Origin of the sequence: Halobacillus aidingensis (assembly GCF_900104185.1) — a bacterium.
In the GTDB taxonomy this organism is placed as follows: domain Bacteria; phylum Bacillota; class Bacilli; order Bacillales; family Halobacillaceae; genus Halobacillus; species Halobacillus aidingensis.
Window position 1 is genome coordinate 7112 of record NZ_FNIZ01000006.1, and the last position, 16144, is coordinate 23255.

General features: G+C 43.1%; 13 protein-coding genes and 2 riboswitches. Of the genes, 7 read left to right on the top strand and 6 right to left on the bottom strand.

The window, feature by feature from the left end; translation table 11 throughout:
* Positions 1-428, bottom strand: a 428-nt coding sequence (locus BLS23_RS21725; RefSeq protein WP_167356035.1) for a hypothetical protein, incomplete at its 3' end; no start/stop codon positions are given.
* 336 nt (positions 429-764) lie between these two features.
* Positions 765-980 carry a hypothetical protein gene (locus BLS23_RS07340; RefSeq protein WP_089651901.1) on the bottom strand — a complete coding sequence of 72 codons (216 nt, stop codon included), beginning with the start codon at positions 978-980 and terminating at the stop codon, positions 765-767.
* 407 nt (positions 981-1387) lie between these two features.
* A riboswitch (SAM riboswitch) is annotated at positions 1388-1492 on the top strand.
* 67 nt (positions 1493-1559) lie between these two features.
* Positions 1560-1667, top strand: a riboswitch (SAM riboswitch).
* A gap of 71 nt (positions 1668-1738) precedes the next feature.
* Here BLS23_RS07340 and BLS23_RS07345 point away from each other — a divergent pair.
* From BLS23_RS07345 to BLS23_RS07370, 6 genes are all read left to right on the top strand, one after another.
* Positions 1739-2893 (top strand): acetyl-CoA C-acyltransferase, encoded by a 1155-nt coding sequence (locus BLS23_RS07345; RefSeq protein WP_089651902.1) that lies wholly within the window; start codon positions 1739-1741, stop codon positions 2891-2893.
* 20 nt (positions 2894-2913) lie between these two features.
* Positions 2914-4857 carry an acetoacetate--CoA ligase gene (locus tag BLS23_RS07350; protein ID WP_089651903.1) on the top strand — a complete coding sequence of 648 codons (1944 nt, stop codon included), beginning with the start codon at positions 2914-2916 and terminating at the stop codon, positions 4855-4857.
* Positions 4857-6017: a thiolase family protein gene (locus BLS23_RS07355; protein WP_089651904.1), complete on the top strand. Its 1161-nt coding sequence runs from the start codon at positions 4857-4859 to the stop codon at positions 6015-6017. The genes BLS23_RS07350 and BLS23_RS07355 overlap by 1 nt, the downstream gene beginning before the upstream one ends.
* On the top strand, positions 6014-6436 hold the full coding sequence (locus tag BLS23_RS07360; protein ID WP_089651905.1) for a Zn-ribbon domain-containing OB-fold protein: 423 nt from the start codon (positions 6014-6016) through the stop codon (positions 6434-6436). The genes BLS23_RS07355 and BLS23_RS07360 overlap by 4 nt, the downstream gene beginning before the upstream one ends.
* A 95-nt stretch (positions 6437-6531) precedes the next feature.
* Positions 6532-8031: a sodium:solute symporter family protein gene (locus BLS23_RS07365; RefSeq protein WP_089651906.1), complete on the top strand. Its 1500-nt coding sequence runs from the start codon at positions 6532-6534 to the stop codon at positions 8029-8031.
* A 479-nt stretch (positions 8032-8510) separates the two neighbouring features.
* On the top strand, positions 8511-8678 hold the full coding sequence (locus BLS23_RS07370) for a YfhE family protein (RefSeq protein WP_089651907.1): 168 nt from the start codon (positions 8511-8513) through the stop codon (positions 8676-8678).
* Positions 8679-9277: 599 nt separating this feature from the next.
* On the opposite strand, the gene BLS23_RS07375 is transcribed toward BLS23_RS07370, so the two are convergent.
* Both BLS23_RS07375 and BLS23_RS07380 read right to left on the bottom strand, forming a co-directional pair.
* Positions 9278-10249, bottom strand: a complete 972-nt coding sequence (locus BLS23_RS07375) for a C40 family peptidase (RefSeq protein WP_089651908.1) — start codon at positions 10247-10249, stop codon at positions 9278-9280.
* Between the two features lie 424 nt (positions 10250-10673).
* A complete protein-coding gene (locus BLS23_RS07380) occupies positions 10674-11204 on the bottom strand; it encodes a DUF3221 domain-containing protein (protein WP_089651909.1) in 531 nt (176 codons plus the stop codon).
* Positions 11205-12015: 811 nt separating this feature from the next.
* Here BLS23_RS07380 and BLS23_RS07385 point away from each other — a divergent pair.
* Positions 12016-13068, top strand: a complete 1053-nt coding sequence (locus BLS23_RS07385) for an S-layer homology domain-containing protein (RefSeq protein ID WP_167356036.1) — start codon at positions 12016-12018, stop codon at positions 13066-13068.
* 83 nt (positions 13069-13151) lie between these two features.
* On the opposite strand, the gene BLS23_RS07390 is transcribed toward BLS23_RS07385, so the two are convergent.
* Complete coding sequence (locus tag BLS23_RS07390; RefSeq protein WP_143015241.1) at positions 13152-13562, bottom strand: DUF6241 domain-containing protein; 411 nt, start codon at positions 13560-13562, stop codon at positions 13152-13154.
* A gap of 874 nt (positions 13563-14436) precedes the next feature.
* A complete protein-coding gene (locus tag BLS23_RS07395) occupies positions 14437-15657 on the bottom strand; it encodes an S-layer homology domain-containing protein (protein ID WP_089651912.1) in 1221 nt (406 codons plus the stop codon).
* Positions 15658-16144 lie beyond the last annotated feature (487 nt).

Genomic DNA, 16144 nt, shown 5'->3' on the forward strand with positions numbered 1-16144 from the left:
GAGTTTTCTCCCTGATAGGGACCAGTTTCGGAATGATGATAAGAATACGTGTTATCCTGCTTATCTCTCATTAGTATGTAATCTATTCCCCAGTTCCCTGAAGCATCATACTCCCCGATTTCAAAACTACTTTCATATTTACCTGTCTCTGTATTTAACCTCAAGTTCATATATTTATTTGCGGTGCCTATGGGTGCTTTATATTTGACAGTGACACTCTCTACTCCTGATAAATCATCACTCACATCAGCCGTGATTTTCACTTCATCTCCGACTGTAGCCTCCTGCTTCGAAACAGTTAACTCATTTAATGTTGGTGGAGTAACATCCGAAGCTGCATAATTAACCCCCGGAGCTCCCAGCGAGATCATAAGCGCCAAAATGGCAAGCACAAGTACCCACTGTATTTTTCCTTTTTCAAATAACATTCACTCACTCTCCTCTTTCTTTTACGAAGAAAAACCTTCTCTTTATGGAATCTCACATTATTCACACAACCTCTATTTTAGTATAAAAGCATGATGAATTGTTAATTATTTTTAAATAAATACGACTAAAGTTTTTAGATCAAAACAACACTTAAGCTTCATTTAATATGCTTTAATAACCAATAAAAAATGGCGTAGTATCATCCATAAACGGTTGATACTACGCCAGCCTTTAGTTCGATCTTACAGTTGAAGTTAGACACTATCATTTACTAAGCAAAAAGTCAGTCTGCATTCTCTTACAGACACTCAAAGAGGTGAAATTGAATAAATCTATTATTGATTCAAATTAAATCCATATAAATACTCGACCAACTTGTTAAATTCATCATCAGAGGAACACTCAATTTGTAGATCAATAAAAGTCATCACAACTTCTTCATCCTCAAACGGGAAATGGCTGTTATCCACATTGGTTAGGATATCCCGCTTGGATAATCCCTTTTTAAGTAAAACATCAACGGCCTGCTTCATCGAAGATACCTCTGCCATGTGTATGCCCCCTTATTCGATATAAACCTCACCTTTACATTCTTTCGTTAGATCCTTGTGAGTGTCAGTAATAGTGAGGAAGACAAGAATTAAAATAGATTCTTGTACTTAATTATTTACTACATCATTCATCCAATTTCCTGCCTCTCATAGAAAAATCGACTGCACTATTGAGAATAAAACCACGTGTAAATCAAAAAATTAAGTGTTCAACTAACATAAGCACATATAAAATCACAAAGATGATAAGCACAAGCGAAAATCATTGCTATTAAGCTATATTTTCGGTCTCTAACACGCTTAGGATCAGGGACCAAATAAAATAAATTTTCACACTTTTCTATAAAATGCATTGACACCGTTCCTTTCACTTGCTAACATGGCACTTAACCAAATAACGAAAGAACATCTTATCCAGAGAGGTGGAGGGACTGGCCCTGTGAAACCCGGCAACCGCTATATTCATAGCATGGTGCCAAATCCTACTGAGTGAATGCTCAGGAAGATAAGAGATTTACATAATCTCTAGCCTCTCTATCACTGATAGAGAGGCTTTATATTTTCCAATTGAATACTTATTTCTTATCCAGAGAGGCAGAGGGACTGGCCCGTTGACGCCCGGCAACCATCAAGCATCCGCTTGAAAAGGTGCTAATTCCTGCAGGAGATGATCCTGGAAGATAAGAAGAGCAAAGAGCCCTCTTCTTATTTTTTTGAAGAGGGCTCTTTCTATTTTTTAAAAAGGAGTGGCTACATAGATGAGTATCGTACTTTTAGATGGCATTCGAACCCCGTTCGGTAAATGGAAAGGGGCCTTGAAAAAGAAATCCGCAACAGAACTCGGGTCGCACGCGCTAAACGCATTAATTGAGAAAAATCCGATAGCCAAACAGGCAGATGGTGTGCTGCTTGCCCAAGTGATCCAGGCTGGTGGCGGCCAAAACCCTGCGAGACAAGTCGCTTATAAGGCAGGGGTGGAGATCGATACACCTGCCATCACATTGAACAATGTCTGTTTGGGCGGGATCGCTACGATCGCGGATGCCACTCGAAGACTGCAATTGAACGAGGGAGAATTATACATCGTCGGTGGCTTCGACTCGATGACGAACGCTCCTCATACCGCTCCAGTAAGGGCTTCTTCAGGACTCGGTCATAGCATGCTGAAAGACACCTTACTGAATGACGGTTTATGGTGTGCCTTAACGGATGTATCGATGGGAGCTCTTACTGATGAGAAAAACCGCTCCTTCGAAATCAGTCGAGAAGAACAAGATGAGTATGCTGCCCTTTCCCAGCAACGAGCAGCTAAGACTCAAGAAAAAGGATGGCTGCAGCCGGAAATCACTCCTTTTTCAGGTTTGCTTGAAGAAGATGAAGGCATCCGCAAAGGAACGACAGTAGAGAAGTTATCCAACCTCTCCCCCGCCTTTTCCAACGAAGGCACGATTACGGCAGGCAATGCATCTCAAATGACGGACGGGGCGAGCGTTGGGATCGTTACCACGAAAGAGAAAGCTGAATCACTCGGACAGGATCCGCTGGCGGAAATCATCGATTGGTCAGAGATTGCCGGACCAGATCCGAGTTTACAAACGAAACCATCGCAAGCGATCCAAGAACTATTAGACAGACACCAACTGACGACTGAGGAAATCGATCTGTTTGAAATCAATGAAGCGTTTGCCAGTGTCGTGATCGCCAGCTGCCGCGAGCTTGGCCTCGATTATGACCGCGTCAATGTCAATGGTGGCGCGATTGCTCTTGGTCACCCTTTAGGTGGCACTGGATTCCGACTTGTTTTGACACTCGCTCATGAACTGAAACGGCGCGGCGGTGGAAAAGGCATCGCTTCCCTTTGCGGCGGTGGCGGTCAAGGCATGGCCCTGTTGATTGAAGTTCCCCATTCATAATGCGAAAGGAGATAAATCCAATGAATACATCGATCACAGCTCAGCGTTCACCTTATCTATGGGAGCCATCGAGCGAACGAATAGAACAATCGCATATCAAAGCTTTTGCCGAATATACCGGCCAGCCACTTTTCCCTTATGAACGGTTCCACCGCTGGTCCGTTTCCCACCTTTCTGAATTTTGGTCAGCTGTGTGGGATTATGCGGACATTATTGGAGATAAAGGCGACCGTGTTTTTGTCCCTGGCCCTTCAATGCCGGATAGTACATGGTTTCCCGAAGCACGATTGAATTTTGCTGAAAACCTACTGCGGGGTTCTCTTGATCGGGTGGTTGCCTATGAAGCGAATGAGACAGGGGTTCATCGAAGCATTACTTTAGAAGAACTGAGGCAATCTGTAGCAAAAGCCCAGGAAGGGTTGAAACAGTTAGGTGTGCAAAAAGGCGATTGTGTCGCCGGGGTCACGACGAATGATATCCAGGGGCTGGTTGCCTTGCTTGCGACGACCTCACTCGGGGCGACATGGACATCCTGTTCCCCTGACTTCGGGACCAAAGGAATTGTCGATCGCATTGGCCAGGTGAAACCGAAAGTATTAATTGCTGCGCTCGCCTATCAATATAAGCAGAAACCATTCGATATCGTGGACAAAATCAAGCAGACGACGGATCACCTCGAAGGCCTATCCGCACTTGTCACGTTCGGAGGGGAAACTGATATTAAAGGGGTTGAATCCCTTTCGTGGAACGAGCTTTGTAACAATGAAGCTAGTGAGCCGACGTTCGAACCTGTCCCTTTTAACCATCCCTTATATATTTTATATACATCGGGAACGACGGGACTTCCGAAAGCGATCATCCATTCGGTCGGCGGAACGCTCCTGCAACATGTGAAAGAGCACCAACTCCATTGTGATGTCCAGCAAAATGATGTGTTGTTCTGGTACACCAATACCGCGTGGATGATGTATCCATGGCTCGTTTCAGGGTTAGCCAGTGAAGCGGCGATTCTATTGTATGACGGTTCTCCCGTAAGTCAGGATTCCCTCACCCATTTGTGGGACATTGCGGATGAAGTGGGCATCACCCATTTCGGCACAAGTCCGAAGTATTTAGATACATTGATGAAAGCAGGTGTCGATCTGAGAAGCAGTCACTCGCTCAACACTTTGAAAAGTCTGCTATCCTGTGGGGCTCCCTTAGCACCTGAACAATATAACTGGATTTATCAAACAATCAAGCAGGATCTGTTCCTTGCTTCCATTTCCGGCGGAACAGAGATCATCGGCTGTTTTGTGATGGGATCACCCGTTCATTCATTGAAGCAAGGCGAAATCGCGTGTAAAGCGTTAGGAATGGCGGTGGATGTATTGGATGAACGAGGAGCATCTGTTTACGAAGAAAAGGGCGACCTTGTTTGTACGAAACCATTCCCAAGCATGCCGCTCACCTTTTTCGGTGAAGGTGGAGAGGAACGTTACCGTAAGAGCTATTTTTCCAAACGACCAGGGATTTGGACACATGGAGACTTAGCCGAACAAACCATCGATCAGTCCTTCATCATTTATGGACGTGCCGATACGACATTGAATCCTGGTGGCGTAAGAATCGGAACTGCAGAAATTTACGGTGTCGTCGATCATATCAAAGAAATCAAAGACAGCGTTGTATTCGGATTACCGAAAGATCATGATGAAGAGATCGTCCTTTGTGTCGTCACGGAACAACTGACAGAAGGCTTAGCAAAAGAAATACGCCAACTAATCCGGACCAAAGCTTCTCCACGCCACGTCCCGAAGCGGATTTATCAAGTGGAGGAAATCCCGCATACCATCAATGGAAAAAGAGTCGAAGGAGCAGCGAAAACAGCTTCTTTAGGGCGTGAAGTGAAAAACGAAGCCTCGTTACGTAACCCAACATGCCTACAATCATTTCGTCAACTACCAGAAAGGAAGTTCGTGTAATGGTCAATCAACCCCAAGGGGCGATCATCGGAATTGGTGAGCTGAAGCCCGTCCGTTATTCAGAAGGAAAAACGACCTTAAGTTTGATTGCAGAATCCGTCCGCCTCGCCATCAAGGATGCCGGCATCTCCAAGGAAGACGTCGACGGCCTGCTCGTCGGACCACAAGTCGGGGAAACGCCCCAGCATGTGCCGGCGACGGTTTCTGAGTATCTAGGAATCGATCCCACTATGTCCAACACGGTGGACCTCGGTGGAGCGACTGGGCCGGGGATGATCTGGAGAGCTGCCGCGGCCATCCAGGCAGGCATGTGCGAAACCGTCGTCTGTGTTTTAGCAAACAAAAATGAAAAAGGAGAAACATTACGATCCCCGAACCGCAATCCGATCCGCGAATTTGATGTGCCTTTCGGTGCATCGGGAGCCAATACTTCCTATGCGCTCTTAAAAAGACAGCACATGGAAGAGTACGGATCCACTCAGGAGGATTTTGCAAGGATCGCCTACTGGCACAGGAAAAATGCCCAGTTGAACCCGGATGCGATTTTTTATAACAAGCCCGTTGAAGTCGAAGATATTCTCGCCTCTCCAATGATAGCCGATCCGCTACACCTGCTTGAGATCGTCATGCCCGTCGCTGGTGGAGCCGCCGTCGTCGTAACGTCTGCAGAAAAAGCAGCGGAAGGGAAGCATAAACCAGTCTATCTGAAAGGAGCGGGTGAAAAAATCACCCACCGCGCGGTCAGCCAGGCTCCAGGCATAGACGCCTTGCCTTTCAATTATTCAATCCCGAGAGCGCTTGAACAAGCGCGGACGAACGTGGAAGACATTGATCTTTTCTCACTGTATGACTGTTATACAAGTGTCGTTGCAACAACCCTTGAAAGCACGGGTCTATGTAAGCCCGGAGAATTCGGAGAGTTTGTCAAAAACCACAGCTTCGGCCATGACGGAGATTTTCCACTAAACACGCATGGCGGCCAGTTGGGCTTCGGCCAGGCGGACTTAGCGGGCGGCATGTCGCATGTCGTGGAAGCCGTCCATCAATTGAGAGGCGAAGCTGGAAACCGACAAATCCCTGATGCAAAAAACGCTCTTGTGACAGGGAACGGAGCCACCTTAAGTGAAACGACGGCCCTTGTGTTAGGAGGAGAACGATGAGCCAACTACCAAACATTTCTTTGCCAGGTCCTACGATTACACCCGTTAGTCAGCCTTTTTGGGAAAGCATCCAAGCCGGACACCTCAGCCTTCAGCAATGTGACAAATGTGAACAGTGGATCTTCTACCCTCGCGAACACTGTCCTCATTGTTTTCATGATTCGTTAACATGGAAAAAAGCCTCCGGCCGGGGGCTTTTGAAAACATGGAGCGTGATTCATCGGGCCGGACACCCTGCCTGGCAGGAACATACACCCTATGTAGTCGGTGTGGTCGCTCTGGAAGAAGGACCTTCACTATTGACTCATGTACTGATAGAGGAAACATCCCTAAAACATAACCTAAAAGTAGAAATAGAAATCAGTGAAATCGGACCACACCCCTTGCCATTTTTCAAAAAACAGGAGGAAACAAAATGATCCTTACTTATTTCATCGCTGTTGCGTTATTCTGGTTGCTTGGACTATTCATATGGAAGAATTTTTACACGACGAAGAAAGGAGAGCGATAAACGATGCTTACAAGTTCCAGTGTATTATTATGGACCGTCATCCTTTTATTAGCTGTATACTTTGCCGCTGTGACGTGGGTGGGTAAAAAAGGGCGGGCTCACAGCCAGTCGATGTCCGGCTTTGCTACCGCCCGGGGAAAAGTGAGCCCCTGGCTTGTCGGCGCAAGTTTTGCCACCTCCTACGCCAGTGCCAACCTATTCATCGGCGTTCCAGGCCTCGCCTACGAGCACGGGACTGCTGTGCTCTGGTACACCCTCGGATGCTTTGGCGTTTCCTGGGTCGGACTGCTTCTATTCGCCAAAACGTTCTGGCGTTACGGGAAAAAGTTCGGTCACGTGTCGACACTTCCGGAGTGGCTTGGAAAACGTTATAACTCGAAAGCCCTGCAAGCCATCGTCTCTTTACTGATCTTATTCAATGTTTATTATATCGTCGGACAAAACGTCGGACTTGCGACCATTTTTGAAACTGTCATCGGTATCCCTTATTTCTGGGGCATCATTATCGGTGTGGCCATCACGATACTTTACATCGGCCTTGGCGGTGCCTTCGCCCAAATCATTACGGACGGCATCCAAGGGATTCTTATGGCGATCACTTCGATCTTCATCGTCGTATCCTTTTTCTGGACCATCGGTGGAGGTTGGAATGTCTTCGGAGTACTGACCGACCGCCTAAATAGCATCGATCCGAACTTGACCGCTGCCATTGCGGACGGCGGTCCCTATAACAGTGCGCTCGCCATCATGGCAGTCCAGTTCCTGCTATTCAGTTTCGTATTAATGCCACATCTGTTGAACAAAGTCCTGTCGATTGAAAAAGAGGAAGACCTGGCCCCATTCACTTTATCCGCAGGGCTCGTGCTATGCATCATTTCTACGCTGATGGTACTAGGTGGACTCGCCGCCCGCGTCCTTTTCCCAAGCTTGCAAAGTGCCGATGCAGCGATTCCGACCTATGTCATCGAGGCCTTCCCGAGTGTCATCGCAGCTATCATGATTGTCGGAATCATCTCTGCGATTTTATCCAGTACAGACAGCTTGTACTTAGGAATCACGACAAGTATCGGCAACGACTTGTACCGCGTCGTCGCACCGTTCCTTTCATCAAGAAAGCTATCAGCAAAAGAACTGGACAACAAATCATTGAAAGTGGCGAAGGGATCACTGATTGTCGTCGGACTCCTGTCCCTCTACTTCTCCTTAGAACGACCAGAGTCCCTGGCCTTCCTGATCCAATTCAGCTTTTCCGCGATCATATCCGGGATCATTGCGCCGATTACCCTCGGGTATTTCTGGAACCGGGCGAATCATTATGGCGCGATTGCTGCAGTGGTTACGGGGGCTTCCTTGTATGTCACCTTTACGTCTCTTAACTTGATCGGAAATATCTTTATCGCCATGTTCTTCAGTGCTGCTGCGGCCTTTGTCATTATGGGTATCGTTAGTGTACTGACTGCTAATGCGAAGGAGGAGAATTTGGTATTGGAGAAATCCAGTTAACCATATAACGGATCACTTTAACATTCAATTTTATTAAAGCATAAGGGCGTAACACCATGGATCATATCCTCTGGTGTTACGCCCTCTTTTCTAAAACGAAAATTCACTGTCCGATAGTCCATTTACAACCTATTATCGTTTCGTCCTTGGCTGTTTCTCTTCTTTACGATCATGAATTTGTGCATTTTTATTTGAAAGTTTTTTATTTCCTTGAGCCACGATGATCCCTCCCTTCGCTCTTAGTGTTTCGAAAGCTAAACGTTTTATTAGTGGCGGTTCGGCAAAGGACTGATGAACGGGTTATTTATGACTACGATTGATCATATATATTTCGTTTTTCAAGTTATTCACCTTTCCTAACGTCATATATGGTCTCATTTCTTCTATAGACTCGGGACCAATACAATGGTTTGTTTATCAGGTCTTTTGAGAGGGTAAATTATGTACATAACCCAATTCCAATAGAAAGGATGAACACTATGTCCAAAAGAGCACAGTATCAACCTATAGGAGGAAATGGGGAGGAACCATCAGACGCACAGGAAGTCATTTATCCAAAAGAATTTAAGCAAGCCGACATTGCTGGTGGGTATCGCCAAAATGAAGTGAAAGAAGCCAAAAGAGAAAATCCTAACTTAAAAAAATAGCTTATCTTAAAGCAGCTTTTCTCAAGCTGCTTTTTTTAGGTAAGTGCGTTTCTAACACTCGAGTGAGCACCCTCAATTAGGACGCCATCTGGCTAAAAGTGTAATACGCAGGTGTCGAATATGATACCATTTTTAACACAAAACACATGGAGTCACAGTGAGGGAAAGATTGGATTTAACAGAGCGCCACCAATAAGCGTTCTGTCTGTATTTCAAACCGCTGATTCAACTCTCAGCAGTGCTTTCGCTGTTGCCGGTGCCTGTTTCTTTTTGTCACCGTCACTTTCCCTGATCTATATAATCCAAGAAACTTGAAACCCCCATACGATTTTCATCGACAAATCCAAACGATAAATCATATTAGGTTCAAAAATATAAAAGGGAACCACCCATAAGCCAGCGACCTTTTTTAATGGCGTTCAACAACGAAAGCCCCCACTTCTTATCACTCAAGAAGTGGGGGCTATACAGGTATGTTTCATATTACAATAATGATTTTAGGATTTAAGCCCCTTCATTACCAATACCTTATTCGGCACCCAGACTTAAAAAGAGGTTTAATCATCAACCATTTGAGTTATAGACCTTTGTGAAATGCTTTAATTTAATGCACGATACAAGAAAGCACTGAATTCAGCTCTAGTTGCTTCTTGATTAGGGCGGAATGTGTTGTCATTATATCCTGAAGTGATAGAATTCGACGCTAATGCATACACATCATCATAGGCCCAATGAGAAGAGTTCATATCCTTAAAACGATAAGAACTGCTTTTATTGCTAAATTCGAAAGCTCTATTAATGATTGCTGCTATTTCAGATCTGGTAATCGCCTCATCTGGTTTGAATGTACCGTTCCCATAACCAGTGACCAGACCAGCATTCACTGCCGCATTGATGTAACCATATGCCCAGTGCGCAGAAGAAACATCCTTGAATTGGGCGGAAGAAGAGGGATTAAGATTTAATGACTTGCCCACCATCATAGCTACTTGTGCTCTGGTGACATTATCTGTAGGTCCAAAACTTCCATCAGAATAACCATTGATGATTCCTTCGTTATTTAATTGTTTAATTTCATCATAAGCCCAGTAACCACTGGATACATCATTGAAAAAACTGTTATGTAAAAACCTTTTGGCACCCGTGTACTTATCTCCCCAATAACCAGAGAAGACTGGATCAATGGCAATTCCTCTACTTTTAGTAGCCGAAATCATATTCCCGTCTCCGATATAAAACCCTACATGGGAAATTCCTTGTTTATGTGTACCCGAGAAGAAAACCAAGTCACCTTTTTGTAAATTTGATTTCGCAACATAGGTCCCCTGTTTATATTGATCATAGGAACCCCTTGAAAGATCGACTCCTACTTTGTCCATTATGTAGTATGTAAATCCGGAACAATCAAACCCAGCGGGAGTTTCTCCACTCCACTGATATGGCGTTCCAAGATGGTCTTTTGCAAGTTTGATTACTTCATCGCCTGAGAAGGATGCTGCCTGAGTATGTGGTACAAATAAGACCATGGCCATAAGACTTGTTAACACGACACTGAAAAATTTCTTCCCCAAAAGATTGTACCTCCCGATTATGTATGAATGGATTGTTTATTCTCCTCTACCATCGTAGCACACTATATTTCGACATTATTTTACAATTATGTAACAAAGCCTCTATCTTTCTCCTTATTACCATTGAAGCTATACCTGCTCTCAGTAGTTATAAGGGAAGAAAATTATACCATCAGATTTGAACAGGTAAGGTTACAATTAGTAACATTTACACTTATCTTTAAAACACGTGTTTCCGAAATAGCCTACTTAATCGAACATCCCATTTCAGTTCTGTTTTCGATGTCCGATAGAACCAACAAAAGTGCTTGTATGAACATATAGGCATGTAAAGTGTGAAAAAGCGTAGGATCAACGATGAACTGTTGATCCTACGCTTTCTCAGCCTCTCTTGTACTTGGGACAGCCTCCAAAAAATACAGTCTCAGTCTTTTACAACGATTCGCTCTTTTTCTTCCTCCGTCGAAAACGTATTTTTTAGTGTTATTTGCCATTGGTCCTCTTCACCCTCATAAGTAGAAGACTCCACAACAACGACACCTTGCCCGAGTGTGTGTTGTTCTATTGCTTTTTTTAAAGCTTCAGAAGGGTAAAGATCCGCACTATCGGGCTTATTCTCCGGAACGACTTTTATCTTATCCCCAATGGCTTGACCTGGATAGGATTCCGCAACTCCCCCGTCAAACCAAACTTCTACCACATCACCAACTTCAGCATCTGTGTTCATCCTTACTCGAACAGCTTCGTGGTAATCTTCTTCTTTTTTAGTATGCGAGAAGTCTTTGCCTTCCGGATTTACCACCAGGATTTCGTCCCTATCTTTTTCCATGATATAACCGTAAATATCAGGAGAGTCGCCTGGCAACAATGTGTTAGGTTCATCGTCTGAACCGACGGTACCATAACCACAAGCAGTTAAGAGGAGAGCAACTGAAATCATGATTAACGTTCTCAAAGAGTCACACCTTCCATATAATGACCAGCAATATTAATGAAACAGTTTCGTGATTACCCAACCACAGAGCAACCTACCATCACCATAAAAAGCAGTATCCCTATAAATGGTTTCATAACCAACCTCCACCTTCGTTCTTAATGTTATTAGCCACTATACCTTTCGTTTCTTAATTTAGATCCACTATGTACGAGGACCAATGCTCACGATTAAAAATCCTTATGTTCCTTATTACGTACTCCTCAAAAAATTTGTACATTCCCACTGTTCAAGTTCATAACCTTTTCAAAAATATTCAATTCTATCTTACTTAAGCTCTATGCTTTATTTGCTCTCACTGTTTAATTAGTCCAAGGTATAAATGATTTCAAAAAGCTGTTCATAGGGGCGATCAAGTTAACCTCTCCATCCCCCCTTCCAACTTTCTGCCATATATCAGATAAACCTACAATTTAATCCCTTACACTCCAATAAGTCGATTACAGGATGGAAAAAGTTTCAATGATAGGGGGAAATTAAGCATATAAATTCTATATAAAAACAACGTAAAATCACCTCTAAATGTTGTGGATACCGAAGATGTCAACTTCTGGAACGAAGGATTGTAAAAGTGCGATGATTGTGCTAATCTGATGCGTAGCTCTTCTTGTCATTTTTTAGTACTTTTACCTTTACATATCAAACTATTGTTGTCGCTGTTCCTTAAATAATTAATAGTATCTATGAATATATCAATGAAAGCACTCGTTGTATCCCAGTCCTCTATTTGGGAGTCAGAGCCCTTTCAAAAATAATATAAAGGATGAATATTTTGAAAAAATTAATGTTTATGACGTCTGTTGTTATGGTTTTCTTTTTGATACCTAATCTCCAAGCTCATGCTTATCCATTTGAACCAGTCGATATCAAGGGGCATTGGGCGTATGAAGAACTCGATCAGTTTGCAAAAGCATCTCTTGTGCAGGGGTATGAATTGTCGGATGGGAGAAGAGAGTTTCGACCATACCAGTCCATAACGCGCGCAGAATTCGTGGCTATCTTGAATCGTGCTTTAGACCTGGAGAAAGTAGAGGGTGGCACGGATTTTAAAGATATTAAAGGAAAGTGGTATGAAGAAAGCGTCCGTATTGCTTCTTCCCATGGACTCGTTTATGGAATGGGTGAAAATAAGTTCGAACCAAACCGTCCTATTACACGAGCAGAAATTGCTTCCATCGTTATTCGAGCAATGGAAGACAGTATTGACTTTTCTAAAGGAACTGTCAAAACGTTTGAAGACGTATCTCAGCACTGGGCATTAGATGCGATTAATCACGCGAGTAAAGTCGGCATCATTCACGGGGTATCCACGACAGAATTCAAACCAAACCGAAACGCTAATCGTGCGGAATCCATTGTGATGATCAAGCGTGCGTTAGACAAAGAACAAAGTGATGCTCCTACGGAAGAATATCTGGTAAACCTCATTCACCAATTATCCGAAGAATGGACTTCTGCTCTTGAAACGAAGGATTATGAAAAATTAAGAGCGACACAAGATCGAACTACTGGATATTATGAAGCGATGCAATCGATCAGTCATTCCTATGACATCAAAGGAATGGAAGATGGAACTTCGGTGGATTATGAAGTAACTACACCGAAACAAGGACATGCCGTTCATATTGCCAATCGATTTGCTGATGTGAAGATTACTCAGGGGGAAGTGGAAAGAACGGTGACTTTCCCTTATGAACGAAATGGAAGTAATGTATGGACTTCCTCCATCTCTGAGGTGGGAACTTACCGTTTCTATAAGGAAGATGGAACATGGAAGATTTACGACATTCAGTCTCAAGGGGAAGAAGGATTGCTGCTTTATTAAACATTATCCAAAACCGCTCCAAAGCTACGATGCTTTGGAGCGGTTTTTATCTGGAAAGCAGATGTATTATAAAGAGTTGATTGTTAGAAGTTTCGTTTGATATATTCACTTTCTTCTTCTTCGCTCATAAGCCCCGTTGCCCTACCGATCGTTCCGTTTTGCCATTCCCAAATGGTATTGTGAACAGTCACGGCGTTGGAGAAGTCACCTTTGTCCCATGCTTCCAACGACTTCTTATAAAAATCAAAATGTTCGTAATGGTCTTCGGTTCCTTCCACTGATTTCAATATTCCAAGCATACGATCAATTTGCTCTGCCGTCATTTGTTGACTTCCGCGCTTTTTGTTAGCTCGAACCTTTTGGTGCGTCATTTCGTGTAGTTCCTGCCTGAAAGAACCTTCAGAAGGAATACCGTCTTTTTCAACTGCTTTTATTTCTTTCTGATCCGTTGGTTCGTTAACTTCCTTCATAATCTGTTCTTGTTCTTTCGTCATGGAATTACCTTCTGATTGAAACCCAGAAAAAACAACCCAAACAATTGCACCAATTACAATAAGAGATACTGCTCCTAACGAATACAATGACCACTTCAGAATTTTTTCCCCCATATAGTTCCCCGTCTCCTTTGATTGTTTATTTCCAGTGTAAAAACGCAAATAAGTCGTTTGACAATGCGTCTTTGTTGGTTTTGAAATTTTATAGGTATGCGTGTCTTATGATCGTTCATCATTCAATCAGCACTTGCAACTAACTTCTTCGTTTCCTTCCTTTTCTATGAAGTTTTTTTAACTACGAATTCTTTACAGTCACTTGAACGAAGCAGCCCTTTCTTCAAGCGTTTCTTCTTTCCACTCTTATTTGTTGAGATAAAATCATTACAAAATCACAGCTTATTTCCCCAACCTTATGTAGTGTATTGCTCCAATGTACCCCATTAAATAATTAAAAGAGCCTTCCCCGCTAACAATTAGACGATCCTATTAGAAGAAAAGACGGGGATCGAATAAAAAATAATTGAATAAGAGTCTAACAGATACCGTTATCGATCCAAATTCAATATGTATATATGCTTCCCGGTGCGTTAGAGTGTTAAAGGATGGCGTAGTATTAAATGTTTATAGGTGATACTACGCTCTTTTTTATAGCTTGTATATGTGTAACTGTGCAGGCACCGACCTTCAAAACCGCTCCAAAGCTAAGAAGCTTTGCAGCGGTTTTTCATTTGTATGCGCAGGGCCAGTTCCACTTAACTCAAATGAGAAATAACAACATAAAAAGAAGAACCCTACAAACCAATTTGGTTCGTAGGGTTCTTCTTTGTTTAATAGACTGAGTTTTGTCCCAACCTCTTTCATTTTTATTCATTACTTAGATGTCAGTCCCGCCGGTTGATGCATCCACTTCAAATTCAGCACCATCTTCGTTGTTCTTGAACACATGGATTTCGGTAGTATAAGAATCTCCATCATAATCCTGTGTTTCTTTCTCATACGTGTGCAGGTAAGTGACATCAGTTACTTTAAACTGATCATAAATTCTCTGCTCGGCCTGTTCTACGGTCAGATTGAGGTGGCGATCGGCATCAAAGACTTCACTAACAATCGCATCCAGCTTCCATTTGCCATTTTCTTTGATGAGATTAATGGTTTTAAATGCCCCCGTGTATGTGAAAGCTTGCAGCTGTGCCGTTTCAACAATGACCTTCTCACTGTTATTCTCCATCACATTCATATGAATGTCCCAGGCGAAGTTATTGTCATAGTATAAGGTATCACAGCTTAAGCATGCTTCATAATAGGTTTCTTCGACTTCTTCGTTGAAGTCACTCGTTACGTACTCAGCCATTTCGTCTTCAATTCTTTGATAATCACGGTCTTCGCTATCTGCACCGTATTCCTTTAAATCATCGTATAAAATTGTGAAAACTTCCTCCTGCAAAGTTTCTGTTTTTTGAGCGATTTCATTCTCACTCAAATGGTCAGATCGGAAGGAAGGCTCAATGGTTGCAGCCAGCACTCTGGCGAATTCCGCACGCGTAATATCTTCTAAAGGAGCGAACGTGCCATCAGGCTTCCCATGGATGATCTGCTGAGAGGTCAGATCAAGGATGCTCTCGGTTGCCCATGGAACATCTTCAGCATCAGGAAAACCATCGACTTCTCCATTTCTTTTGATGTTGTAGGCACGATCAACCATAGCCACTGCTTCTGAACGGGTGATTGGATCTTCTGGTCTCATATTTCCGTCGTAACCTTTGATGATACCTTCTTCATAGGCGACCCCTACTTCATCAGAATAATAAGCATCTTTGGATACATCATCGAATGGTATGCCCCCTTCATGGGACTGATTTGGGTAAAGATCACGTATAAGCATGACTGCTACCTCTGCGCGTGTCACATTTTCCATCGGACCGAACGTTCCATCCGGAAACCCGTAAACAATTCCCTCTTCATTCAAGTATAGTATTTCATCCTTTGCCCAGCTTACTTTATCCAAATCCGGGAAAGAATCAGCAGCACTTACACTTGTAATGAAAAATGAAAACATAAACGAAAGTGACAATACCAAAGTCAACAGTTTCTTCATACGTACACATTCCCCCTTAAATTTTTTCCATTTTAATTGTACTACAAATTAAGGAAGCAATGATAAAATATTCATATTTTCCTAGTGTTTAAAAGCAAACTCAGAAAAATGACCTAGTTTATTAAGCATGGGAAGAGCGCCAGAAATGAGCGAGAGTTATGGATTTATCGAATCAACAAGAGACCAACGTTTGAAATGTTTCCGCTAAGGTCATCGAAGAGAATCACTATTAAGCACAGTGACGGTTTCATCATTGTGAAGGGCTGGACTTCCTTAATAATAGCTGAGTAAATCCGTGTCACCGGCTTATAGGGTTTTAGTTACCTGTACCCTGAAAAGAATATTTTAAAAATCTCTTTCCCAAAAATCGCGTAAGAACCAGTATAGCTTAGCAGTGACAACCGACAGTTTCCCTTACAAAAAACAGAAGTCCCTATGTATTAAAAGGTGATCATAGAATATTGACTGTACTAAGCCATCACGATAT

Bases quoted from the DNA above. Each gene is read 5' to 3' on its own strand.
- BLS23_RS07340 (WP_089651901.1), bottom strand. From the start codon at position 980: ATGGCAGAGGTATCTTCGATGAAGCAGGCCGTTGATGTTTTACTTAAA.
- BLS23_RS07345 (WP_089651902.1), top strand. From the start codon at position 1,739: ATGAGTATCGTACTTTTAGATGGCATTCGAACCCCGTTCGGTAAATGG.
- BLS23_RS07350 (WP_089651903.1), top strand. From the start codon at position 2,914: ATGAATACATCGATCACAGCTCAGCGTTCACCTTATCTATGGGAGCCA.
- BLS23_RS07355 (WP_089651904.1), top strand. From the start codon at position 4,857: ATGGTCAATCAACCCCAAGGGGCGATCATCGGAATTGGTGAGCTGAAG.
- BLS23_RS07360 (WP_089651905.1), top strand. From the start codon at position 6,014: ATGAGCCAACTACCAAACATTTCTTTGCCAGGTCCTACGATTACACCC.
- BLS23_RS07365 (WP_089651906.1), top strand. From the start codon at position 6,532: ATGCTTACAAGTTCCAGTGTATTATTATGGACCGTCATCCTTTTATTA.
- BLS23_RS07370 (WP_089651907.1), top strand. From the start codon at position 8,511: ATGTCCAAAAGAGCACAGTATCAACCTATAGGAGGAAATGGGGAGGAA.
- BLS23_RS07390 (WP_143015241.1), bottom strand. From the start codon at position 13,562: ATGACGAAAGAACAAGAACAGATTATGAAGGAAGTTAACGAACCAACG.
- BLS23_RS07395 (WP_089651912.1), bottom strand. From the start codon at position 15,657: ATGAAGAAACTGTTGACTTTGGTATTGTCACTTTCGTTTATGTTTTCA.